This is a genomic window from Noviherbaspirillum phoenicis, from assembly GCF_047237965.1.
GTDB lineage: Bacteria > Pseudomonadota > Gammaproteobacteria > Burkholderiales > Burkholderiaceae_D > Noviherbaspirillum_A.
The window spans coordinates 213,785-239,398 of the sequence record NZ_JBDFLX010000002.1 but is presented as its reverse complement, the minus strand read 5'-3'; the positions used below and the strand labels follow the sequence as shown (position 1 = coordinate 239,398).

Here is a 25,614-nt window from a genome sequence, read left to right as displayed (position 1 = left end):
TGCCGTTGGGCGGGGTGTGGGGTAACGCAGGCGCGGGTGGGGTTGGGGTCCGCGCAGCGACAGGTGCGGTTGTTTTTGAAGTGGCCGTTGCCGTTGCAGTTGCTTTTGAAGTGGCCGTTGCCGTTGCCGTTGCCGTTGCCGTTGCTTTTGAAGTTGCAGTTGCCGTTGCCGTTGCTTTTGCAGTGGCCGTTGCAGTTGCAGTGAAGTCCCGTTGAGCGCGCCGTGACGTCGGTGCGTGGAGCGGGAAAAGGTGCGGCGTCTGTCTGAGCCAAGCGCAGCTTGGCGAGTTTAGCCGCGCCCCGCTCCATGCATCGACGGCACGGGAACCCTCGCGCAGCGAGGGCGCGATCACCGGGTCGCCTTTTCTTGCCTACTTCTTTTGGCGAAGCAAAAGAAGTAGGTCGCCCGCCGGGGCGAACTCCCGGCTTGGTCATGACGATAGTGCAGTCGGCTTGTTTCACCAGGGGTAAGGCGTCACTGCGAAGCAGCTTTGCTTTTGACGTTAAGCCATGTTCAACGAACACGTCAAAGACAACACCGACAGTGCTGCCCGTGCCTTGCCGGGTGACGCAATGAGGCTGCACTGCCGTGGAGACAAGCCGGGAATCCGTCCCGGCAGCCGGGTCACTTTTTTTGCTTCGCTGTATAGACCGGGGACATGGGTAACAACTGTGCCGGGACATGGGTAACACTTTGGCGTATTCCATATCAAGCCAAAGGATTCTCTAACCATGCCCTGGAAAGACGTTGACATGATGACCCTTCGACAAGAATTTACGGCGCTAGCGCAGCAGGATGGCGTGAACTTCAGTGCCCTATGCACGCGTTTTGGAATCAGTCGCAAGACAGGATACAAATGGCGTGAACGCAGCATGACGCAGGGCCCTGCTGGCCTGCAGGACTGCTCGCGCAGACCCTGCAATACGCCACTGCGTACCAGCCAGGCAAACGAAGAGCTGGTAGTGAAGGTGCGTCTGAAACACCCCACCTGGGGCGGCCGCAAGATTCATCGCAGCCTGCTCAATCAGGGTCACATCCAGGTGCCAACCCCCAGCACCATTACCCGGATTCTGCATCGACATGGCTTGATCTCAGAAAAGGCAAGCGCAAACAGCACCGCCTGGCAGCGCTTCGAGCATGCCCAGCCCAATGATCTCTGGCAGATCGACTTCAAGGGCCATTTCCAGACCGGCCAGGCCACGTGTCATCCACTGACCGTGCTGGATGATCATTCACGCTACAACATCGTCCTGCAGGCTTGCCTGAACCCGGACACTGCCACTGTGCAGGCAGCTCTGGAAACTGCCTTTCGCCATCACGGCATGCCAGTACGGATCAACGCTGACAACGGTTCTCCATGGGGCAGTCCGTCGCAGCACGAGCATGGCATCACCAAGCTCACCATCTGGTTGATTCAGCTGGGCATTCGCATCAGTCACAGTCGTCCGGCTCATCCACAGACCAATGGCAAGGACGAACGTTTCCATCGCACGCTCAAGGCAGATGTGCTGCACGGGCGTCACTTCGTTGACCTTGAGGAGGTCCAGAACGCATTCGACCGCTGGCGAATGATCTACAACAACGAGCGGCCGCATGAAGCCATCGGCATGGCCACGCCGGTAACCCGGTTCCGGCAAAGCCGTCTGGCCTATCCCGAGCGATTGCCAGAGATTGTTTATCCGCAGGAAGACCTGGTGGAGACCGTCGGGTGGAACGGGCATGTGAAGTTCCACAAGCGCAGCTTTCGCGTCTCCAGCGCCTTGCACAGGCATCGTATTGCGGCCCGCGCCCTGTCAGGCCAGGACGGCATTTATGACCTGTACTTTGCGCATCAGCGATTTGGCCAAATCGACTTGCGCAATGCCGAAAAGCACGATTAAATCTGTTACCCATGTCCCGGCACATGTGTAACCTATGTCCCCGGTCTATACAGCGAAGCAAAAAAAGTAACCAAAAAAAGGCGACCCGGTGATCGCGCCCCGCTGCGCGGGGTGCCCGTGCCAGCGGTACCCGGAGCGGGGCGCGGCTAAACTCGCCAAGCTGCGCTTGGCTCAGACAGACGCCGCACCTTTTCCCGCTCCGGGCACCGCTGACACGGCGCGCTCAACGGGACTTCACTGCAACTGCAACGGCCACTGCAAAAGCAACGGCAACGGCAACGGCGAAGGCCACTTCAAAAGCAACCGCAACTGTCGCTGCGCGGACTTCAAAAGCAACCGCAACCGCAACCGCAACTGCAATCCGGAAGCTGCCTAACGTTTCTCCGCAAGCAGCCCGCCGCACAGGCGCCTATCGAAACTCCGGCATCCGGTTTTCCAGATTGGCTCTGACCGCCTCGACCTGGTTCGGGCTGCCGATCAGCTTCTGCTGCTCGACCGATTCGGCCATCAGCACCGCAGCCGGATCATGCGTGGGCAAGTTGAGAAGGCGTTTGGCGGCGCGGATCGCGTCCGGGCTCTGGCGGGCGATGATGCGGGCCAGGGCCAGCGCCTCCTCGCGCGGATCGGGGCTGAGCTGGGTGGCGAAACCGATCTGCAGGGCTTCCTCGCCGGAGAACTGGCGGCCGGTGAAGGTCAGCTCCCGCACCACGTCCGGCCGCGCCAGCTCGCGCATGAGCACGATGCCCGCCATGTCCGGCACCAGGCCCCACTTGATTTCCATTACCGACATCTTCGCGTCGGGCGCGACGATGCGGATGTCGGCGCCCAGCGCCAGCTGCAGGCCGCCGCCGAAGGCCGCGCCATGCACCGCCGCAATCACCGGCACCGGCACGTCGCGCCATACCGTGGCGATGCGCTGCGGCGCGTTGGCGATGCCGTGGCTGCGGGTGGTCAGCGGCTGGTCCAGCACGCCGTCACCCTGCTGGCTGTCTCCCATGCGCTGGAAGGACTGCATGTCCAGGCCGGCGCAGAAGGCGCGGCCTTCGCCGCTGATGACCACCGCGCGCAGCGTGGCGTCGCCGGCCAGGGTCTCGCCCGCCTCCAGCAGGGCGGCGAACATCGCCGGGTCGAGCGCATTGAGCTTGGTGGGGCGATTCAGAAGCACGGTGGCGATGCCATCGGCTATGCGTAGATCGATTCTGTCGTTCATGTTGGGTCGGCTCCGTCGGGCATTGTTATCGTTGTGCAGCCTGCCAACCCTCGCGGGCGGCAGGCCCAATGCGCAGTGTAACCGCCGAGGCGACCGTCAGAAACCGGACTCGCCCAGGAGCGCCGCGATCGCCTGCCTGGCGTAATGGCCGGCCGGCGCCTCGCCACGGGTGTGGATGGTGACCCGGCCGCGCCAGGAATGCGCCGACAGCGCCGCCAGCGCGGCGCCGGCGTCGGCGTCGCCTGCGGCGACTTCCAGCAGCACCCGGTAGACCGCCCGCTCGGGCACCAGCTGGCCGGCTTTCTCGCGGGTCAGCACGTGCCCGCCCAGGTGCGCGGCCAGCTCCGGGCGCGGCAGGGTGCGCGATGCGTCGCGGTCCACCGCGGCCACCTTCAGCCGCAGCACCGGCCCCTGCCCGGCATCGTTGATGAAGGTGGCGGCATCGCCCGGCGCCACGCGCTGGATCAGGTCTTCGTTGACCCAGGTTTCTACCTGCCAGGCGCTGCCCTCCTTCACCAGCAGCGCCAGCCTTTCCTTCTGCCCGACCCAGTCGCCCGGCCGCAGGTCGGGGTCGAGGTAATGCAGCCGGCCCGCATACGGCGCCCGCGGCGCGTAGTGCAGTAGCTCCAGGTCGATGCCGGCCAGCTCCGCCTGGGCCATCGCCAGCGCATCCTCGTTCGACAGCAACTGGTTGCGGGTGTCGGCCGACAGGCCCGATGCCGCCGCCTGCCAGCGCAGCCGCTCCACCCGCGACAGCAGCGCCTCGCGCTTCATCAGCAGGTCGGGCACATGCAGCTGCAAAAGCGCGCTGCCCTTGTCCACCAGCGCGCCCTGTGCGTGCGGCAGGCCGTCGATGCGGGCGCCGGAAGGCGCAAACACCGGCCACGACTCGGCCGGCCGCAGCATCGCCGACGTGGTCATGCGGCCGGGCCAGGGCACGGCGGTGGCTGCCAGCAAAACGAGCAGCACGGCGGCGCTGGCATGGGCGCGGCGGCTGCGGCGGATGCGCGGCCAGCGCTGGCGCCAGGCGGCCAGCTCGCGCTGGATCGGCCCGAGCACGAACCACAGCATTTCAACGATGAACAGCATGATGCCGATGACCTTTACGGAAAAATGGTAGACCAGCACCGCGATGCCCAGGCACAGCACCAGGCGATAGACCCAGGTCAGCCAGGCAAAGCCGATCAGCCAGCACTGGCGCGATGCGCCGAACTGCTCGGGAGCTTCCTCGCCCAGGCCGAACAGCCATTCCCGCAGCTTCCAGCGCGCCAGCGCAAAGCTGCGCTCATGCAGGTTGGGCAGGTCCAGCCCGTCGGACAGAATGAAGTAGCCGTCGAAGCGCATGAAGGGACTGGCGTTGATGGCCAGGGTGGCGACCCAGGAGGTGGTGGCGAGCACGAAGGCGGCGGAGCGCGCCGCGCCGTCGGGCAGCAGGGTCCAGGCCAGGGTGGCCCAGGCCGCCACGATCAGTTCGGTGGCGATGCCGGCGCAGGCCACGTGCAGCCGCTGCAGCCGGTTGGTCAGGCGCCAGGTCTCATTGGTGTCGGTATAGGCCACCGGCCACATCACCAGGAAGGCCAGGCCCATGGTCGGCACCCGGCAGCCGTAGCGCTTGGCGGTGAAGGCATGGCCCAGCTCATGCAGCAGCTTGACCGCGAACAGCGCCGCGCCGTAGGCCATCAGGCCGTCCCAGTTGAAGGTGTCGACCAGGGTGGCGGCGAACATGTCCCAGCGCCTGGCCACCTGGGCCAGGCCCAGCAGCAGCGCGGCCAGCGTCAGCAGCAGGAAGCCGGGCGTATAGAACAGGCCGGCCACGCCCTGCCAGCGGCCGAGCCAGGCATCCGGCCGCAGCAGCGGAATGCGGAAGAACAGGTAGTGATGCAGCAGCCATTTCAGCGGGCCGCCGGTGGTCTGCGCCAGCCGCTCGGCCAGCTGGCGGGCGCTGCCGGGGCCGGCCGGCTGGGTCAGCTGGTTGTTGCCGAGGAAGCGCACCACCGCTTCCACATCGGCGGCGTCGAGCTGCAGCGTGGTCGAGGCGCTGATGTCGCCGGCAATCAGCGCCGCATCCTGCATGTCCCAGCGCTGCAGCACCTCGAAGCTGGGCCAGTCGATGCGGAAGAACAGGTTGCGCGCCGGGTCGTGCAGGGTCCAGGTCGGCTGGCCGTCGGCCAGCGACGGGCCGGGCAGGAGCGCGAGTTCCTCGCGCAGGTTGGGCAGGTTCATGAACTAGAACCCGATCGCCGCGCGCAGCGCCGCCAGCGGCCGGCGCAGTATCCAGAACGCCAGCGGCACCCGCTCGCCGTGCAGCTTTGCCGTGCCCTTCATGCCGACCCGGTGCGGCGTCGGCGCGTCCAGCGCGGCGCGGATGCGGTAGGCATAGCTGCCGTCCGGCCGCTGCACGGCATCGTGCGCGAAGTAGCGCACCCTGGCCGCCACCGGCGCCAGCGGGCTGGCGCTCAGGTACAGGTCGACCTCGGCCCGGTCCGGCAGCGCGATCGCATCAGCCAGCGGCAGCCAGGCTTCCACCTCGCTGTCGGCCGGCGCGGCAAGGCGCATGATGCGCTCGCCCACCGTGACCGGGCGGCCTATCCACTCGGAAGGATCGTCGAACATCACCACGCCGTCGCGCGGCGCCAGCACCCGGGCCCGGCCGAGCTGCTCGCGCAGGAAGGCCACTTCGGCGCGCTTTTCCTCGATCTTGCCGGCCAGCGTGGCCAGCTGCTGGCGCGACTTGCTGTCCACCAGCGCCTGCTGCGAGGCCTGCCGATATTCGGTGTCGGCCGTGGCCAGCGCCTGGGCCGCGACGTCGGCGCGGCTCTTGATCAGCGCCTCGTCGAAGCCGAACAGCGGCTGGTCCTTTTTCACCAGCTGGTTGGGCTGCACATGGAACACGTCCACCACGCCGTCCAGCGGCGCCCGTATCGTCACCGGGTTGGCCGGCGTAAGCTCGCCGGGCGCCAGCACCGTCATGCGCACCGGGAACAGCAGCACGCCCGCCGCCAGCAGGCACCAGAGCAGCGCCGGCTGAAGCCACCAGGCGCGGCCGGCGCGCCGCGCAACCAGCGCGCGCAGGCGGGTGCGCAGCGCATGCAGGGAGCCGGCGCGCGGCTGGTGCAGCGCATGCAGGGCGTGGGCTGCCACATCGCCCCATTCACGCAGCAGCGCCTGCTCGGCCGTGGTCCAGGCATCGTCGCGCACCAGCAGCAGGCCGGCGGCCGGCGGCGCGTCGTTTGTGGCTGCGGCAGCGGGCTCGCCGCGGCCCGGCAGCGGCAGCCACAGCGCATGCGCCGGCCACCAGTCCGACCACTGCGCGGCCAGCGCCGGCGGCAGGTCGGCCGCGGTGAAGGCCTGCGCATCGGCACGCTCGCCGGCGGCCAGGTGCCGGCATACCTGCTCCACCCATTGCGCATAGGGCGCATTGGCCTCGATCTGCACGATGCCCGACAGCGCCCGCAGGCCGTGCGGCGCCAGCCACAGCGCCGCCTGGCGGTAAGGCAGCAGGTTGCGGCTGTCATTGACCAGCATGAATTCCAGTTCGCGCAGGCTCTGCGCGCCGCGCAGCCGGCGCGCCATGTCCAACAGGCCCAGCAGCGCTTCATCGATGGCCGGCATGCCGATCTCGCGATGTGACATCAGGCCTTGCTCCCCAGTCTAACCGGCTGCTGCCGCTGGCCCTGCGGCTCCTGGCCCCGCACCAGCGCGGCAAAAGGCGAACTGCGCTTGCCTGCCAGGCGGATCTGCTCCGACAGGCTGCTGCGGGCCGGCAGCTTGGCCTTGTCCTCGCCGACGAAGAGACGGAACACGGTGGCGGCTTCGCGGCCTTCATTGTCGCGGGCGATCACCTTGACTTCCATCTCGCCGGTGAAGTCCGGCGGCGGATTCAGGCTGAAGCTGCCGGTGCGGGCGTCGAAGCGTATCCAGGCCGGCAGCGATTCGCCGTTGGTCAGCGTGGCGGCCAGCACCACGGTGGCTTCGGCCCGGGTGTGGACGAAGGCGTCATAGGGCAGCGTGAAGGTGACGCTGCGCTTGCCTTCGACGAACTGGTCGGCCACGGAACGGTAGGTGGACAGCCGCGCCGCATCGCCTTCCACCACCGGGATCTGGAAGCCGGCGCCGCTGGTGGTGAGATCGCCGATCGGCTCGCTGCGCAGCGCGTCGGGCGCGCGGATGACATCGGTCAGCACCAGCGTCGAGTTGAACGGCGCGGCCTGCTGCACGGCGGGCGCTTCCGGAACAGGCGCCGGCGCCGGCGCGGCGGGCGCCGGCGCCACCGGCTGGGCCACTGCCTGCGGTCTGGCCTGGTCGTCGTCGGCTTCGCCGGTGGTGGGCCGGCCATCGGTATTGGATTCGAGATAGACCTCGCGGCTGCTGCCGTCATCCTTCAGGGTGGCGGTGCCGGCGCCGGCCTCGCCGTTGCGGTTTGTCGCAATCAGCCGGAACGACTCGCTGCCCTCGAACAGGCTGTCATTGACGATGGCCACGCGCACCAGCAGTGTGCCGCTCCCCTGCGCAATGGCAACCAGGCTGCCCGGGGTGTAGTCGCGCCAGGCGGCGCCGTCGAAATACTGCAGCGCCGTGCCGGTGTCGGCGCCGACCGTGGCGCTGCCCGACGCCAGCGCCAGCGTGAGCTTCTGTCCTGCCGCGCCGGTCACGCGGAACACCGCGTAGGGCGAGGCTTCGCTGATGGTAAGGTCCGAGACGGTCAGCAGGCGGTCGTCGTCGAACGCGCCTTCCTGCGCCGTGGTGTCGGTGTAGCCGAAGACGACATTGCTGGCGCCGTCGTCGCGGATGGTGGCGATGCCGCCGGTCGAGGTCTTGCCGCTGCTGTTGGTGGCCAGCAGGCGGAAGGTCTCCGGGCCTTCGTACACGCCGTCCTGCGTGACGGCCACCCGCACCAGCAGGCTGCTGCCGGTCATGGTGACGCTGCCGCTGTAGCTGGCCCAGGCGCTGCCGGTCCAGTATTGCAGCGCCGTGCCGCTGTCGGCGCCCGGCGTGGCGAAGCCCGCGCCAATGCCTGTTTGCTGCAGCGACAGGCTCAACACCTGCCCTGGCGTGCCGCTGACGGTGAACACGGCATAGGGCGACGCCTCGCTGACGATCACATCCGAGATGGCAAGCGAACGGTCGTCGTCGGACGCGCCGGCTTGCGGCGTGGTGTCGGTTTCGTTGAACACCGTGGTGCTGCCGCCATCGTCGCGGAGGGTGCCAGTGCCGCCGGTGGAAGTCTTGCCGCTGCTGTTAGTAGCCAGCAGGCGGAAGGTTTCCGCGCCTTCGCACACGCTGTCCTGGGTGACAGCGACCCGCACCAGCAGGCTGCTGCCGGTCATGGTGACGCTGCCGTCATAGGCAGCCCAGTTGCTGCCATCGAAGTACTGCAGCGCCGTACCAGTATCCGTGCCGGGCGTGGCGAAGCCTGCGCCGCTGCCGGTTGCCTGCAGTGTCAGATTCAGAACCTGGCCTGGCGTGCCGCTGATGGTGAACACCGCATAGGGCGAGGCTTCGCTGACCGTGACGTCCGAGACGGCCAGTGCGCGGTCGTCGTCGGATGACCCAGTTTGCGGCGTGGTATCGGTCTCGTTGAATACTGTGCTGCTGCCGCCGTCATCGCGGATGGTACCGGTGCCGCCGACCGAGACGACGCCGCTGGTACTGGTGGCCAGCAGGCGGAATGTTTCAGCACCTTCATAGACGCCGTCCTGGTTGATGGCGGTGCGCACCAGCAGGCTGCTGCCTGTCATCGTTACGTCGCCGCTGTAGCTAACCCAGGCGCTGCCGTCGAAAATTTCCAGTGTCGTTCCGGTATCCGTGCCCGGCGTGGCGAAGCCTGCGCCAATGCCTGTTTGCTGCAGCGACAGGCTCAGCACCTGCCCCGGCGTGCCGCTGACGGTGAACACCGCATACGGCGAGGCTTCGCTGACGGTCACATCCGAGATTACAAGCGTACGGTCGTCGTCGGATGACCCGGTTTGCGGCGCGGTGTCGGTTTCGTTGAACACGGTCGTGCTGCCGCCATCGTCGCGAATGGCGCCAATACCGCCGGTCGAGGTCTTGCCGCTGCTGTTGGTGGCCAGCAGGCGGAAGGTTTCGGGGCCTTCGTAGAAGCTGTCCTGGATGATGGCGGTGCGTACCAGCAGGCTACTGCCGGTCATCGTCACGCTGCCATTGTAGGCAGCCCAGTTGCTGCCATCGAAGTACTGCAGCGCCGCGCCCGTATCCGTGCCCGGCGTGGCGAAGCCCGCGCCAATGCCTGTTTGCTGCAGCGACAGATTCAGCACCTGGCCCGGCGTGCCGCTGACGGTGAACACCGCATAAGGCGATGCCTCGCTGACGGTCACATCCGAGATGGCCAATGCGCGGTCGTCGTCGGACGCGCCAGTTTGCGGCGTGGTATCGATTTCGTTGAATACCGTGGTGCTGCCGCCATCGTCGCGGATGGTGCCGCTGCCGCCGGTCGAGGTCTTGCCGCTGCTGTTGGTGGCCAGAAGGCGGAAGGTTTCGGGGCCTTCGTAGAGGCTGTCCTGGATGATGGCGGTGCGCACCAGCAGGCTGCTGGCGGTCATGGTGACGCTGCCGCCATAAGCAGTCCACTGGCTGCCATCGAAGTACTGCAGCGTCGCGCCCGTATCCGTGCCCGGCGTGGCGAAGCCCGCGCCAATGCCTGTTTGCTGCAGCGACAGATTCAGCACCTGGCCCGGCGTGCCGCTGACGGTGAACACCGCATAAGGCGACGCCTCGCTGACGGTCACATCCGAGATGGCCAATGCGCGGTCGTCGTCGGACGCGCCAGTTTGCGGCGTGGTATCCATTTCGTTGAATACCGTGGTGCTGCCGCCATCGTCGCGGATGGTGCCGGTGCCGCCCGTGGAAGTCTTGCCGCTGCTGTTGGTGGCGACCAGGCGGAAGGTTTCCGGGCCTTCGTACACGCTGTCCTGGGTGACAGCGACCCGCACCAGCAGGCTGCTGCCGGTCATGGTGACGCTGCCGCCATAGGCAGTCCACTGGCTGCCATCGAAGTATTGCAGCGCCGTGCCGGTATCCGTGCCCGGCGTGGCGAAGCCTGCGCCACTGCCGGTCGCCTGGACTGCCAGGCTCAGCACCTGGCCCGGCGTGCCGCTGACGGTGAATACCGCATACAGTGATGCCTCGCTGACGGTGACATCGGAGATGGACAGCGCGCGGTCGTCGTCGGATGTCCCGCTTTGCGGCGTGGTGTCGGTTTCATTGAACACGGTCGAGCTGCCGCCATCATCGCGGATGGTGCCGGTGCCGCCCGTGGAGGTCTTGCCGCTGCTGTTCGTTGCCAGAAGGCGGAAGGTTTCAGGGCCTTCATACACGCTGTCCTGCATCACGGCCACCCGCACCAGCAGGCTGCTGCCTGTCATGGTGACGCTGCCGCTGTAGGCAGCCCAGTTGCTGCCGGTCCAGTATTGCAGCGCCGTGCCAGTGTCGGTGCCCGACGTGGCGAAGCCCGCGCCGCTGCCTGTTTGCTGCAGCGACAGGCTCAACACCTGCCCTGGCGTGCCGCTGACGGTGAACACCGCGTAAGGCGAGGCTTCGCTGACGGTCACATCCGAGACGGCCAGTGCGCGGTCGTCGTCGGACGCGCCGGCTTGCGGCGTGGTGTCGGTCTCGTTGAACACCGTAGTGCTACCGCCATCGTCACGTATCGTGCCGCTGCCGCCGGTGGAGGTCTTGCCGCTGCTGTTCGTTGCCAGAAGGCGGAAGGTTTCCGGGCCTTCGTACACGCTGTCCTGGATGACAGCGACCCGCACCAGCAGGCTGCTGCCGGTCATGGTGATGCTGCCGCCATAGGCAGTCCACTGGCTGCCATCGAAGTATTGCAGCGCCGTGCCGGTATCCGTGCCCGGCGTGGCGAAGCCTGCGCCACTGCCGGTCGCCTGGACTGCCAGGCTCAGCACCTGGCCCGGCGTGCCGCTGACGGTGAATACCGCATACAGTGATGCCTCGCTGACGGTGACATCGGAGATGGACAGCGCGCGGTCGTCGTCGGATGTCCCGCTTTGCGGCGTGGTGTCGGTTTCATTGAACACGGTCGAGCTGCCGCCATCATCGCGGATGGTGCCGGTGCCGCCCGTGGAGGTCTTGCCGCTGCTGTTGGTGGCGACGAGGCGGAAGGTTTCAGGACCTTCATACACGCTGTCCTGCGTGACGGCCACCCGCACCAGCAGGCTGCCGCCGGTCATGGTGACGCTGCCGCTGTAGGCAGCCCAGGTGGAACCATCGAAGTATTGCAGCGCGGTGCCGGTATCCGCGCCCGGCGTGGCGAAGCCCGCGCCGCTGCCGGTTGCCTGCAGCGCCAGGCTCAGCACCTGGCCCGGCGTGCCGCCGACGGTGAACACCGCATAAGGCGACGCCTCGCTGACGGTCACATCCGATGCTGTCAGCAAACGGTCATCGTCCAGGCCGGTGGCGATCAGTTGCGGCAGGCCACCGCTGACGCCGTTGCCGAAGCGCTGCCCGCTGCCATCGTCGGCGATGATGCCGGTGCCCTCGCGCACAACGCTGCCATTGACGGGAGAGAATGTGGCCTGCAGGCGGAAGTCTTCCTCAAATTCGTATGCTGCATCGTGCTCGGCGACGATATTGACCCGCACCAGCAGGTGGCCGTCCGCGCCGATTTCAGGCAGTGCCATGCCGTTGTAGTCGGTCCAGCCGCTGCCGTTCCAGACCTGCAGCGTCTGTCCCTGCGCGATGCTGGCGCTGCCGTCGACCACATTGAGGCTGACGAACTGCCCTGCGGTGCCGCTGACGGTAAAGACAGCATAGTCGGAGGCTTCGTTGACCCGCACGCCCTGCACCGACAGTACCCGGTCGTCGTCGAGCGCGGCCGGGAAGCCGGCGCCGCCGGCATCGGGCAGGCCGGTGATGCTGTCGGCAAGGTAGATGCTGCCGGTGCCGTCGTCGTAGATCGCCGCTTCACCGTGCGCGCCCAGGCCGCCGGTGTTGGTGGCGGACAGGTTGAAGGTCTCGCGGCCTTCATACACGCCGTCCTGCGTGATGGCGACCCGCACCAGCATTTCCGCGCCCGTCATCGCGACCGGACCGTTGTAGTCTAGCCAGCTTGCGCCACTGAGGTATTGCAGGCCGGTGCCATGGTCGCTGTCGGAGGCATTGCCGTTGGCCAGCGTCAGGGACACGAGCTGGCCGCCCGCGCCGCCGACCTTGAACACCGCATAGGGCGAGGCTTCATTGACCTCGACGTTGCTGACCGTCAGCGGCCTGTCGTCGTCGCCAATGGCCTGCGCATCGATGGCGCCGGTGGCGCTGTCGCGATAGACATCGCCGCTGCCGTCGTCGACGATGGTGGCGGTGCCGGTGGCGCCCGCGGCGGCGACGTTGCTGGCAGTCAGGGTGAAGGTTTCGGCGCCTTCATAGGCCTGGTCGTTCAGGATCGCGGCGCGCACCAGCAGCGTGGATGCGCCGCCGCTGCCGGGGATGGCGACCGCAGCGCCCGTGTAGGCAGCCCAGGCCGAGCCGTCGTAGTACTCCAGGTTGCCGGAAAAGTCGCTGCCGCTGGTGGCGCTGCCATTCGCAATCGCCAGCCGCACCAGCTGTCCGGCCTGGCCGCCCACGGTGAACACCGCGTACGGCGAGCCCTCGTTGACCAGCACGTCATTGACGGTCAGTGCCCGGTCGTCCGGCTGCACCGTGATCGAGGTGAAGTCGGTGTCCGACAGGCCCAGGCTGTCCTGGGTCACCATCTTCAGGGTGTCCTGACCGCTGTGATAGGCCGCTGGCTGGTAGCGCAGCGTGGCCAGCGTGGCATTGATGTCGCTCTCGCTGCCCGACAGCACCAGCGGGCTGGCCGCGGTGCCGCTGCCGCTTGCCACGGCGCTGCCGTTGAGCACCACCGACAGGCTGCCCTGTCCCACGCTCAGGGTGACCGTATTGCCAGCAGCGAGGTTGCCGTCAACATCATGCACCGACAGGCCGCCGATCTGCGCCTGCTCGTAGTCGTACTGCACATGTCCGGCAGGCACGGTGTTGAGCGGCGCATCGTTGGCGCCGTTGATGGTGATGGCCAGCACCGCGACATCGCTGGCGCTGCCGTCGCTGACGGTGTAGTTGAAGCGCTCGACCAAAGTGGCGCCGGCGGCCAGCCCATTGACGGCGGCGTTGCTGTTGTCGACCGCATAGCGGTAGCTGCCGTCGGCCTGCAGCGTCAGGGTGCCGTAGCTGCCCTGGAAAGCGATGCCGACCACGCCGACCGGGCCGCTGCCCTCGACGCCGCCGAGCCGCACGGCGGTCACGGTGCGGCTCGAGGCGGTGTTGTCCACGTCGGTGTCGTTGGCCAGCACATTGCCCGTCGCGTCGTAACCCGGCGTGGCATTGCCGGTGCCGCCGGCTTCGGCCGCATTGGCCACGTCATCGACAGCGACCGGCGCATCATTGCTGCCATTGATCGTGATCTTGAGGGTGCTGACGTCGGTGCCGGAACCGTTGGCGGCGCGGTAGAAGAACAGGTCGGTCAGGGTGCCGCCGCTGTTCAAGGCCTGCACCGCCGCATTGCCGTTGTTGACCGTGTAGACATAGCTGCCATCGGCGCCCAGCTTCAGGCTGCCGTAGCTGCCGGCGATGGTCAGGCCATTGGCCGAGGTGGTGCTGGCGGCCACGCTGGCCGAGGTCGGATTCTGTTCCGACCAGGCGGCGCTGACCACCAGGCTGGTGCCAAGGTCGTCGCTGAGCACGTTGCCCGCCGGGTTCACCGCGCCGGCGGTATTGCCGACGCCCCCGGCTTCGGTGGCCGTGCCGGTATTGGGCCGCGCATCCGGCTCGGTATCGTTGGTGGTGCCTTCGATGCGCACGGTCAGTACCGCCGCGCTGGTCAGGCCTGCGCTGTCGCGCATCTGGTAGGTGAAGGTCTCGTCGAAGGTTTGGCCGGCCGACAGGCTGTTGTCGGTGATGGCGTAGGTATAGGCGCCGTTGGCGGCGATGTTGAGCGTGCCGCGCTGGCCCAGGATGGACGAACCAGGCAGCGCGACGAAGCGCAGCGCGGTGCTGGTCGACAGGGTGACCGACGAACTCAGGGTCACGACGTTGGTGGCGCGGTTGATCGCCATCACGGTCGGGTCGGTGGCATTGCCGGTGCCGGTGACGGTCATGCCGATGAGTACCGTGCCGTAGGTGCCGGAGAGCTGCACCGTGCTGCTGGCGCCGGCGACGATGGCGGTCGTGGTTGCCAGGCCGTTGCTGACGAAGTTGGAGCTGTTGCCGGCGGTCTGGGAAAACTGCAGCGTCTCGCCGTTGGTGACGGTGTAGGCGGCGTCGAGCACGATGGTGCCGGCGGTGCCGGGCCCGCTGCCGTCGTCATCGGTAATGGAGAGCACCCGGCCCAGCCTGGTGGTGCCGTCGGCCCGGAACACCAGGTTGTTGGTCTCGATGCCGTTGATGTCGGCGACCCTGAACGTGGTCGAGGTCGTGCTGCCGCCGCCCGTGCTCACGCCGTTGGCGGTGGCAAAGATCTGCGTCAGCGTGGCGGTGTCGCCGGCGTCGACATCGGTGTCGTTGGCCAAGACGTTGCCGGTGGCGCTGGAGCCGGGATAAGCCGAGGTGGCGCCGGCTTCCTTGGCGCTGCCCAGGTCATTGACCGCCACCGGTGCATCGTTGGCGCCGGTGATGGTGACGGCCAGCGTGGATGACGAGGTCAGGCCGCCACCGTCCTTCATCACATAGGTAAAGGTGTCGGTCAGGGTATCGCCGGACAGGCGCAGCGCCTGCACGGTGGCGTTGGCGTTGTCGACCGCATAGCGGTAGGCGCCGGTGCTGCTGATGGTCAGGGTGCCGTAGCGGCCGGCAAGCACGGTATTGGTGGCGACATTGGTCGATGCGGTGGCCGCGCTGCTGGCCGACACCACGCTCTTGCTGTCGCCGGCGTCAGGGTCGGTGTCGTTGGACAGCACATTGCCGGTCGGGTCCGTGCCCGCGGTGCCGTTGGCGCTGCCGCCGGCTTCGCCTGCAGTCACGGCGTCGGCCACCGCCACCGGCGCATCGTTGACGCTGGCAATGGCAAAGGTGATGGTATTGGCAACCGGGTCGAGATTGATGCCGCCGTTGGCGGTGCCGCCATTGTCCCTGACCTGGAAGGTGAAGCTGGCGCTGGCCGCCTGGTTGGCCAGCGGCCGGAAGCTCAGCTTGCCGATGTCGGCCACGGCAACGAAGTAGCCGTTGCCGACCTGCGAGTCGGTAATGGCCACGCCGTTGAACAGCAGCGTGCCCTGGGTGGGCAGCGAACTGATCTTCACGGCTTCCAGCGCATTGGCCGGCGTGTCGTTGCGGTCGGTGAAGCCGAAGTCGGCGGCGCTGAACACATAGGCCGTGTCCTCGCGGGTGGCGATGGTCCTGTCGGCGCCGTCCGGCGCATCGTTGACGCCGACGATGGCGACCGACAGGCTGGCGCTGGCGCTGGCCGAGCCGTCGGTAACGGTATAGGTCACCAGCGGCACCGCGCCGGCGTAGTTGGCCACCGGCGTGAAGCTGTAGCCGCCGTTGCTGCCCACGGTCAGGCTGCCGATATTGGCCAGCGCGACCGTGCTGGAGCCGCCCAGCGCAACGGTGTAGGTCTGGTTCGATACCGAGAACTGCGCCACCCGCAGCGTGTCGCCGTTGGCGTCGCTGTCATTGGTCAGCAGGTTGCCGCTGACGCTGCCGTCTTCCAGGACGCTGGCGCTGTCATTGCCGGCCACCGGCGCGCTGTTGGGCGGGATGATCTTGTTCATCGCGGTGTCGACCGGGTCGCTGCTGGTGCCGTAGCTGATGCCGCCGGCGAACTTCGATGGCGTGATCGCCAGCAGATAGGCCGAGTCGCCGACGCCATTGATCAGCCCGTCGGCGCCGGGCGCATAGAAATAAAAGCCGTCGATCGTGCTGCCCGTCTTGAACAGGCGGCTCACCACGCCGTAGATCTGCTGGCGGTTGCCCGACTGGTCCTGGTACGACAGGTAACCGGTGACATTGTTGCCCTGAAAGTAGAGGTCGGACGGGTTGGACGACGTGAAGCGGTAGTTGCTGCCGTTGAAGGGCGAGGCATACAGCGCCAGGTTCTGCGCTTCCTCGCTCCAGGACGAGGGCGTGCCCTGGTACACCACCGAGAAGGTGATCGCGGCCTGTTCCACTTCCACCGTGCGGCCATCGATCTGCAGCGTGTCGTGGTCATCCTCGGCCGCGATGCGGGCAGCCTGGTCGGCATCGGGCGCGGCGCCCAGCGCGCGCAGGGCGAAGGCTTCCCCCTCGTCGCCGGCGGTGTCGGCGTCGCCGTTGAGCGAGGCGTCGATGCGATGGCCGTATTCCTCCAGCAGCGCGCGGGTCAGCGCTTCCGGCGTGGCAACCTGCCTGGCCCAGTCGCCGTTGAGATAGATCACCGGCTGGCCATCCGGGCCATGGGCAGCGAAGGCGGCCATCGCGCCCTGCATCTCGGCGTGGCTGCGCAGTGCCACCTGCACCGGCGCGGCGCCGTCCTGGAAGGAAGCGAGGAAGCCATCGGCCGCCTGCAGCCACTCGGCCGATGGCTGGCTCTGGCTGCCATGGAACAGCTCGAACAGCTGGGCGCGGGCGTCGGGCTGCTGCAGGAAGGCGGAAATCAGGCGCTCGGCGTCGGCCTGTGCCTGGGCCAGGGCGGCCGGCGCTTCCTGCGCGCTGGCCACCACATGCATCAGTTCCGGGGCCGGCGCCGGCGGCGCAGCGGAGACGGCAGGGACAGTGACCGTGGTCACGGTGTCGGTCTGATGGCTGTCGGCCACGGCCACGTCATGGCTTGCCGCCGCGTCGGCGCTGGCCACGGTCTGGCTGGCGTCCGCCAGCGCGGCGCCGTCGAACATGAAGCGCTGTTCCAGCGCCATGGGGCTGGGGCCGCGGCGCACCAGCTTCCTGTTGTGGGTGGCGGAAGCGCCGTTTGCCAGGGATGGTTCTTTCAAGGATGTCTTCGCGTTCTTCATGGTGTCTTTCTGGCGCTTCGTTCGTGCCTGCCTCTAGGCGGGTCGTGGTCTTGCCCCTGTGCGCGCCGGGCGGCCGGCGCTGCGGTCAGGCGATCAGGGCTGGCGTACCTGCACGCGGCCGCTCATGCCGGCCATCAGGTCGGGAAAGCGGCCGTCGATCGCGGCGGCCACCTTCACCGACTGGCTGACCGGGTCGACCCGGGCGCCGATGCGGATGAACTTGGCCGGATAGGCCTTGCCGGTTTCATCGATCTGCACCTGGAAGGCGCTGCCCACCCGCAGCCAGCCCAGCCAGCGCGACGGCACCAGAAATTCCAGCTCCAGCACGCTGTCGTCGATGATGTCGAGCAGCGGCTGGCCAGCCTGCACGAACTGCTGCTCGCGCACCTTCTGTTCCGCCACCCGGCCGGCGAACGGCGCGGCCACGCTGCACTTGGCCATCACGGCCTGGTTGGCGCCGATCTCGGCGCGCGCCTTGTTCACCGCCGAGCGCGACAGGTCCAGGTCGAGCTGTCCGACCGAGTTGAGCTCGGCCAGGCGCTGGTTGGACTTGAGCGTCTGCGCCGCGCCGTCCAGTTCAGCCTGGGCCTTCTGCAGCTGCGCCTGCTGCAGCGAGCAGTCGAAGCTGACCAGCAACTGCCCGGCCTTGAAGGCGCTGCCCTCGGCTAACGGGATGCGGTTGACCTTGGCGCCGATCTCGGCGGCTACCGTGGTGTAGCGGCGCGGCATGAGCTGCGCCCGGATTTCCTGGCGCTCGATGGCGGGAGCGATGGCAGGAACAGCCAGCGCGGACGCGGCCGGCGCGGTGGCCAGGCGCAGCGGCGCGGCGTTCTCGGCCTGCGCAAGGCCGCTGGCGGCGCACAGGAGCAGCATGATTGCAAAGGAAGTCGACAGGCGTTTCATCATGCTGTTCTCACTGGGCTTTCGGGTTGGCCGCGCCGGCGGCGCGGATCATCTGCAGCGGATCGTTGCTGCGGCCGACCTGCTCGGTCAGCTGGGCCAGCGACAGTTCGCTGGTGCTGCCGATGGTGGGCTCCAGGCCCAGGCTGGCCAGCAGCTGGCTCTCGATCTTCTGCACCTGGGCCAGCGCCTGGTAGCGGCGCAGCAGGCCGAGGATGGCCGCGGTGTCGTTGCTGACCCGCTCCAGCTTGCTCTGGGCCTGGGCGCTCTCGCGGTTGCGGCTCAGCGCGGCGATCTTCTGGTCGGTGCCGTAGATGGCGTCGGCCCGCTCGAACTGGTTGCGGGCATTGATCAGCTGCAGCCGGCCGAGATGGACCTGGGTCAGCACGCTCAGCTGGGTGGCCATGCGGCGCTGGTCGGCCAGCGCCACGCCGGCTTCGGCCAGGCGGATCTGCGCCGGGCCGGTGAACAGGTTCATCAGGTTGGCCGTCAGCTGCAGGCCGGCCTCGTTCCACTGGCGGTGCACCAGGTATTTGTCGGAGTCGTATTTCACGTTGTAGCCGAACGAGACATTCGGGAACAGCCGCACCAGGGTGCGGCGGGTTTCCTCGCGGGCGATGCGGGCGTTGTAGTGCTGCTCGCGCAGGTCCGGGTTCTGGGCCAGCGCCACTTCCTCCATGTCCTGCACCGGCAGCTTGAGCAGCTCGGCGCCGGCGCCTTCCATCTTCATTTCGGCGACTTCGATGCGGCTGCCGAACGGCGCATTGATCAGCGCGGCCAGCTCCACCTGGGCCGAGGTCAGCTCCTGGCTGACCGCTTCCAGCAGGCGCAGGTTTTCCAGCAGCTGGCGCTGGTAGCGCAGGGTGTCCATCGGGTTGCGCACCCGCTCTTCCTCGGCCCGGCGGGCATCGGCTAGCGCTTCCTCGGCGGCGGCAATGGTCTTTTCCACATCGGCCTGCAGCTTTTGGGCGCTGGCGGCGCGCCAGAAGGCGGTGCGCACGTCCTGCATCAGCAGGTGCATCGCGCGACGGCGCTTCTCGGAGGCGATCAGGAAACGGTTGGCCTGCTGGCGCGCGCCGTAATAGCCCATGCCGAAATCGAGCAGGTTCCAGGTCAGGCCCAGGTCGCCCACCACGCGGTTGCGTTCCTGCGAGATGAACTGCGACGGCGACAGGTCGCCGGTGGCGGCATTGCGCGACAGGCTGATGCGGTCGGTGTCGCGGGTGACGTAGCCGGCCTGCGCCACCAGCTTGGGCAGCATGTCGTACTGGCTCACATCGAACTGGTTCAGCGCCAGCGCCTCTTCCATCATGCGGGAACGCCGTTCCAGGTTGTACTTCAGCGCCCGCGCAATCGCATTTTCCAGCGTCAGCGGCCCCGCAATCGGCTCGACGTCCTTGCGCATCGCCTGGCGGTCGGCCTGATTGACCGGCAGCGTATCGGACGCAGCCAGCGGCGCCGGCCGCATGGCGGAACAGGCCGACAGCGCCACGGCGGCGGAAAGAATGGCCAGCGGCCTGGCGAGGCGAAGAAATGGAAGGGCTATAGCCGGCGCCGGCATGCGTAACTGTTTGTTCACAATGGGAAAGGAATGGAAAAGGACGGGCAATGGGATGTTGTGAAAACCTGCTTAAGCTTCTTTAAATAAACTTCTTACTTCTTATGCGATTGACGGAAACAGATACCGATAAAAATCACGGCAATTATATTTCCACATATCAATTTTTCTCAACAGAAAATTTTTATGCAACCAAAACCACTGCCGGAAACTTGTTCTTCTTGCATGAAAAGTCCTTACATATCAGCAGCTTGGCTGCCGGCCTTCATCAGCTGGAATCGTGACAGCATCGGGAAGGGGGGCAAATGGGGAACAGGAGGTGAAAAATGCGACTTACCGGCGTTTTGCAAAATGGCTGCGAAATTCTGCTTGCCAATCCGGCTGGCAAGTGATTGCGTTTTCCGGATTCAAGCGGCCACGTCGCGGCTTTTTCAGCAAAGCGTACAAACCGGACAGCTGGAAAACCGTAAGTAAAAAAATGCCTGCGCGTCGCGCCCCGCAATGCCGGCAATTGATGCCGGTCGACAAACCGTCCGGGTTACCGAGCGGCGGCGGGCGTCAGGCCACCGAGGCCTGTTCGCCCGTAAGCCAGCGAAATCACCGACGTCTTCGTTTTTTCTCAACCTTTCCGTAAAGGAACCTTACCATCCTCTGCTGCTGTTCACCCGCTTCAGCCAAGTCGGCGCCTGGCGGCGATGCCGCCCCGGAAGTCGACGCACTCCCGCCAGATCCTGAACAACCGCAATGGCGACCTGCGGTGCGAAGCCGTCCATCCTCCGCTGGCGCAGACAGGATGAGTAAAACCGAACGAATGCGCCGAGATTTGCTCACGGCTTCCGACATGCATCCCCAGTGGATGGCGATGCCCGGACCCTACAGCCGCGAGCAAAAGGCAGACATCAAGGCGAAGTGGAAGACGCTGCCTGTCCAATGCCAGAGTGAGCAAAGTAGCCTGGGTGGAGCGCGGCGCAAAAGGAAATGGCACCCCTCCTGCAGGACCCGCCTTCCACCCACAAGGCAAACTTGGGGTTCGCCAGCCTGGCCCGTCACGGGCCAGAAGCGAATTGATCGGGTCATTCTTTGGGAATGGCCGTACGGACAGGGCCACCGCTGCCTTCCCCCTTCTTCTTGCGTGATGGCCTGCATCATCCTTTTCAGGGCCGACACAGGACATACGTCTTGCACGCAAAGGTGCGGCCGCCGTTCTCCCCTAGTTCAGGAATGCGTATGCCTGAGCGTGTCCCTGGTCCGCGGCTTTGCGAAACCACCGCCTGGCCTGCTTGGGGTCACTGCTTACGCCCAAGCCGGTCAAATAGCAATGGCCCAGCAAAAATTGCGACCCGGCGTGTCCCTGTTCCGCAGCTCTCCGATACCACGTGAAGGCTTGTGCCTTGTCTTCCTTCACGCCCTTGCCTTTCGAATAGAAATTGCCCAAGGCGCATTGCGCCTCGGCGAGCCCCTGATTCGCAGCCTTTTTGTACCATGCGATGGCCTTGCCGTAGTCCATGGCTACACCTATGCCGTGCCCATAGCAACTACCCAGGTTCAACTGCGCACCGGCGAGCCCCTGCTTCGCCGCCTTCTCATACAGCTCGGCGGCCCTGGCGTAATCCTTGGGTACGCCTTCGCCATCCCAGTAGCAACCACCCAGGTTGTATTGGGCATCAGCGTTGCCCTGGTTCGCCGCTTTCTCATAGAGCTCGGCGGCCTTGGCGTAGTCCCTGGTTACACCTGCGCCCTTCCAATAGCAAGTAGCCAGGTTGGATTGCGCATTAGCGTTCCCCTGGATCGCCGCCTTCTCATACCATGCGACGGCCCTGGCGTAGTCCCTGGGTACGCCTGCGCCACCCCAATAGCAAACACCCATGTTGAACTGCGCCTCGGCAAGCCCCTGGTGCGCCGCCTTTTCAAACCACGTGACAGCACTGGCGTTGTCCTCTGGGACACCTGTTCCACGCCAATAGCAATTGCCCAGGCTGTACTGCGCCTCGGCAAGCCCCTGGTGCGCCGCCTTCTCATACCAGACAACGGCCTTGGCGTGGTCCTCGGGTACACCTGTGCCATCCAGATAGCAATTGCCCAGGTTGAGCTGCGCCGTGCCGATTCCCTGATTCGCAGCTTTCCGATACCACTCGGCAGCCTGGGCCATGTCTTTCTTCACGCCTATGCCCTCCTCATGGCAATTGCCCAGCGCGAATTGCGCTTCAGCGAGCCCTTCATCCGCAGCCTGGCGATACCATTCGACCGCAGCGGCCTTGTCTTCCTTCACGCCCGTGCCGAACTCGTGGCACACGCCCAGGTGGTATCGGGCCATGATGTTCCCATTCCGGGCGGCGGTGCGAAACCACCCGACGGCCTGGGCCTTGTCTTCCTTCACGCCTATGCCGTTGTGATAGCAATAGCCCACGTTGCCTTGCGCTTCAGCGAGCCCCTGGTAGGCTGCCGCGCTATACCATTCGAAGGCCTGGGCCTTGTCCACGTTTACGCCGGTGCCGTTCCAATAGCAATCGCCCAGGGTGAGCTGCTCCCGGGCGTCCTCCTGATCACGGGCCTTGCGACTTTCGGCTGTCACAGTTGTGGTTGTCGTGGTGGTTGTTGTGGTGGTGGTGGTGATCGGCGTTGCAGTCGTCATGGTCATTGTGCTGGTCGTGGCGGCGGTGCTTACACCTGCCGCGGGTGTCCTGAACGTCGGCATTGTTGTCGCCACGCCGGCACCGATCAGGCCATGGCGCTTCAGCAGGTCTTGCATGCCCAGGCTGGCCGGCTGATGCGTGGCGAAGTGGCGCTGGAGTGCGGACCTGGCTGCGTCATCCTGCATGGCGAGAAAGTAATCGAGCGAGGTGACCACCTCGTCATCCAGCAGCGCGATATCCTGTTCCACCGCGCTCAGGAATGGACCAATCGGTTGGTCGTTGCGGTATCCAGTCTCAGGGGCGAGCAGCCACTTCACGACGGGGAGTTGGCCTGAAGCGAGCGCGCATGCCAGCGCGCTACGGCTTTCCCGGTCCTTACCTTTTTTACGGTTGAGAGGGGCGAACTGGCTGGCCACTTGCATGAGGCGGTCCAGAGCTTCCGGATGCCTGGAACCGAGCAATGCAAACCATTCGTCTTCCGGCCTGGTGCTGGCGCGCGGGGCTTGGCTGGTTTGCCGGTTCTTCTTCCGGGCAGGCCTGCCTTTCGGCGCCGGCTCGCGTCGCGTCGTGCTGGCCGGCCTGGGTTGCGGCCCAGCCTTGCGTTCCGGCGGCGTGGCAGCCACCGATGGCATCGGCTGTGGCGTTTGTGGCAGGGAGGTGACGCTGGAAACCCCGGCCTGACGGTTTGCCCTGGCTACCTTGCGCGGACTTTGCCACGGCTGGCTTTGCGGCTGCGTCGCGGCGGCAGCGGCTGCAGGAACGGGGGGATGAGCGGCATGAAAACTGGGTGCGGCCTTCTTGCCCACGTCGCCTTGGCCGTTGCTGGCGGTCGATGGCGGGATGATGCGCGTATAACCGGGCGGCAGTACGGGCCGAAGCGCTTTGCGCGAAGGCGCCAGCGGCATCGGCGGCGCTGCTGGCGGCAGTGCAGGAATCTCGACGTCGACCACGCCTGTTTCCCGGATCGCGGCTGCCAGGTCTTCCATGCTGTACCCACTCGCCTTGCTGCACGGACCCAGCAGCGCAGCCAGGCCAGGCTGCGCCTGCGCCATGGTCACCAGCTTCGCGGCGAGCAGGCCGCGTAGCGCCGGCAGTGCCACCATGCGCGATTTCTCTTTCCAGCTCGTGGAGCACCAGGCCATGTTGTCCATCAGAACCGCCATGAACTTCCTCAACGCCGGGGTGGCCGTCACCAGATTTCGCCGGACGATGTAGTCCAGGCCCGACAGGAATCCACTGAGCGTTTCGGAGGCAGTAAATGCGTCGGGGCTGCAGAGCAGTGCATGCCGGATCAAACGGTTGGCGGCGCTGCGAAGCCTGTCTTGCGTCAACCCCGGGCCGGTGCTGGCGGTAGTTGAATCATTGGCGGCAGCAGCAGGCCATGCTGTTGTGGCCAGCATCGACGCGGTCGTGGTCGTAGTCGTGGTCGTGGTCATCAGTCCGGCAGGCGTGTTGGCCGTTGTGTTGCGGCCAGCGGCCGGGCTTTGCCGCAGGTGACAGTCGCAATGCTTCACAAAACTGATCAGGTTTGCTACCGCCTGGCCGCTCGGCAGGCACACCATGAACCTGTCCTCATTTATCACGTCAAGCAGCGCGTGGCTGGCAGCTGCCCAATTCGGTAACGGCACCAGGGTCAGTACGCCCGCGTCGTGGCCGCCGGACACCCGCAGGAAATTGGCGCAATTGGACAAGGTGCGGCAGTCGTCCGCAAGCATCTGATCGGCAGGAATTCGCAAAGTCAGCCCCACCAGTCCCGCCAGCCCTTGCGAGAGCGGCTCGTTTGCAGCCACCGACAGCAGGCCACGCTCCATCATGTCCTTGACCAGATTGCATACATTGGTGCAGACCACGGCATCGATTTTTCCTGCGCCAAGACGCGCCGCCATGTCGGTGGAACACAAGCTCACGCCGCAAGCGGCGAGACGGCGGCGCCCGGCTAGGCCCTGCTCGCTGCCATCGAGCCGTATCAGGCTGAATCTGAACATGGCGTTAATCTGCACGGCGCATTTGCCAATTTGATGCAGGGTCAGGCCGTAGAGGCCCGGTTTGCCAGCCATCGCTTCCTCGAACACGCTCAGCGCATCGTCGAACACTTTCCTGATGGACGGGCTCACATCGACGCAATCCGCCTTGAGAACACGACTGGCCCAGTTCAGGATATCGAGCACGATGCCAATGGATGCGGTCGCTGACGGCAAGCCTGCCTTGCATGCATCTTCCATCAGCCTGTTTGTAATGACTTGCAGGTCTGGCTTCAGCTCTTGCTGCCGCTTTTTGTCAAACATCGCGCCCATTGCTGGCGCCACGCAGGTGGACAGGCCCATGCACAGAATGTGGATGGTGTCGAGGTCAAGCCTGGCGCTGCCGTCCTCGCACAGCAGCGCGCGCAGACGGGGAAGGATGGCATGCAGGCCGTCGGCCAGCCTGCGAAGCGCGGCGTTGTGTGGATCGTCGCGCAAGAAAGCCTTGAGTGCCTGTTCTGATGCCTTGACGGCGTCAAAAAAATTCACGGTCTGTTTCAGATCAAGCGCGGCATTGGCGCGCAGGAACCGGAGCTGATCGTTAAGCACGTCGATTTTCTGGTTATGGTCATCCAGGCGGTTGTCGTCGGACAGGAGCGGCGTGCCTGCACGGTTGCCGGCATGCAGGCGCGGTTGCCGCGCTGTGCCATCTCCGCCAATTGCGGCTTGCCCATCGCGGCTGTCATCGCCAACTGGCGTGCTGCCCGAAAACAGGGTGTAGGCATGGATTGCATTGCCGGCGTCATTCGCTGGATTATTGGATTGCATGTGTGAGCCCTGGAAAATTGAAGCGCGTTCAGCGAGGCTGCCATGGATTCTGACGGTGCCGAGGCGCTGCGATGCAGGCGACCGCGGGTCCAACTATGGCTCGCGGCCTTTCGGCGCTTGCCGAACCGGATTACAGGTGCATAGAGGAGCGTGTGGGACGGATTTCGATAGCGGGTTCCCTGCAGCTCGCAGCGATGCCCGCAGGTCGCCAATGTGATGCCCTGGCAGATCGTCGCGACAAGTGTTGGAGCGCTTGGCCACATGATGAACACCCTGCAGGCCGGACCGAGCAACGACAGTTCGATGGAGGAGCACAACAGGCCCCGGTCGTTGCGACGGCGTAGCCTTCCAGCAGCGGCGGCCAGACAGTCGACCGAGTCCGGCGAGACCGCCAGTCCCAGCGGCCAGGTGGCGTACAGCGCCAGAAAAGCCGTAAGCAGTGCCAGTACCAGGAACCCGGGATGCCGCCGTTGTTGTTGGTGCTCGATATGCATGCAGCAGCACTCCGTTGCCGATAAAACAACTTCAACCGAACAGCGGTTAAAGCATGCCGGCCGCGGCGCATCCTGCGGCGGATCAAGGCCGGCCGGCCCGCTGCGTCAGGCAATGCGACCGTTTACGGTCAACAGGCCGGGCGGCGAAATCCGGATAATGAAGGCCTTCCGCGCATTCCCGGCGCCCCTGAAAGCCCT

Annotated in this window: 9 protein-coding genes; 2 read left to right on the top strand and 7 right to left on the bottom strand. The window is 66.0% G+C overall.

Annotation, left to right across the window (positions count from 1 at the left end; genetic code table 11):
• The first annotated feature begins 731 nt into the window (after positions 1-731).
• Positions 732-1,880, top strand: coding sequence for an IS481 family transposase (locus ABC383_RS20655; protein WP_413012297.1), 1,149 nt, complete (start codon positions 732-734; stop codon positions 1,878-1,880).
• Between the two features lie 409 nt (positions 1,881-2,289).
• Here ABC383_RS20655 and ABC383_RS20650 read toward each other — a convergent pair whose 3' ends face one another.
• The 6 genes from ABC383_RS20650 to ABC383_RS20625 all read right to left on the bottom strand — a co-directional run bounded on the left by ABC383_RS20650 (position 2,290) and on the right by ABC383_RS20625 (position 19,503).
• Positions 2,290-3,090 (bottom strand): crotonase/enoyl-CoA hydratase family protein, encoded by an 801-nt coding sequence (locus tag ABC383_RS20650; protein ID WP_413016759.1) that lies wholly within the window; start codon positions 3,088-3,090, stop codon positions 2,290-2,292.
• Positions 3,091-3,186: 96 nt separating this feature from the next.
• On the bottom strand, positions 3,187-5,313 hold the full coding sequence (locus ABC383_RS20645; RefSeq protein ID WP_413016757.1) for a site-2 protease family protein: 2,127 nt from the start codon (positions 5,311-5,313) through the stop codon (positions 3,187-3,189).
• A gap of 3 nt (positions 5,314-5,316) precedes the next feature.
• Entirely contained in the window at positions 5,317-6,723 is a 1,407-nt protein-coding gene (locus ABC383_RS20640; protein WP_413016755.1) for an efflux RND transporter periplasmic adaptor subunit, read from the bottom strand.
• Positions 6,723-17,021, bottom strand: coding sequence for a VCBS domain-containing protein (locus ABC383_RS20635; RefSeq protein ID WP_413016753.1), 10,299 nt, complete (start codon positions 17,019-17,021; stop codon positions 6,723-6,725). Before ABC383_RS20635 ends, ABC383_RS20640 begins: the two co-directional genes overlap by 1 nt.
• A 114-nt stretch (positions 17,022-17,135) precedes the next feature.
• Complete coding sequence (locus tag ABC383_RS20630; RefSeq protein WP_413016751.1) at positions 17,136-17,948, bottom strand: efflux RND transporter periplasmic adaptor subunit; 813 nt, start codon at positions 17,946-17,948, stop codon at positions 17,136-17,138.
• Positions 17,949-17,955: 7 nt separating this feature from the next.
• Positions 17,956-19,503 carry a TolC family protein gene (locus ABC383_RS20625; RefSeq protein WP_413016749.1) on the bottom strand — a complete coding sequence of 516 codons (1,548 nt, stop codon included), beginning with the start codon at positions 19,501-19,503 and terminating at the stop codon, positions 17,956-17,958.
• Positions 19,504-19,819: 316 nt separating this feature from the next.
• Here ABC383_RS20625 and ABC383_RS20620 point away from each other — a divergent pair, with 316 nt between their 5' ends.
• Positions 19,820-20,134 carry a hypothetical protein gene (locus ABC383_RS20620; RefSeq protein ID WP_413016747.1) on the top strand — a complete coding sequence of 105 codons (315 nt, stop codon included), beginning with the start codon at positions 19,820-19,822 and terminating at the stop codon, positions 20,132-20,134.
• A gap of 576 nt (positions 20,135-20,710) precedes the next feature.
• Here the strand turns inward: ABC383_RS20620 and ABC383_RS20615 are convergent.
• Complete coding sequence (locus tag ABC383_RS20615; RefSeq protein WP_413016745.1) at positions 20,711-24,922, bottom strand: hypothetical protein; 4,212 nt, start codon at positions 24,920-24,922, stop codon at positions 20,711-20,713.
• Between the last annotated feature and the right edge of the window lie 692 nt (positions 24,923-25,614).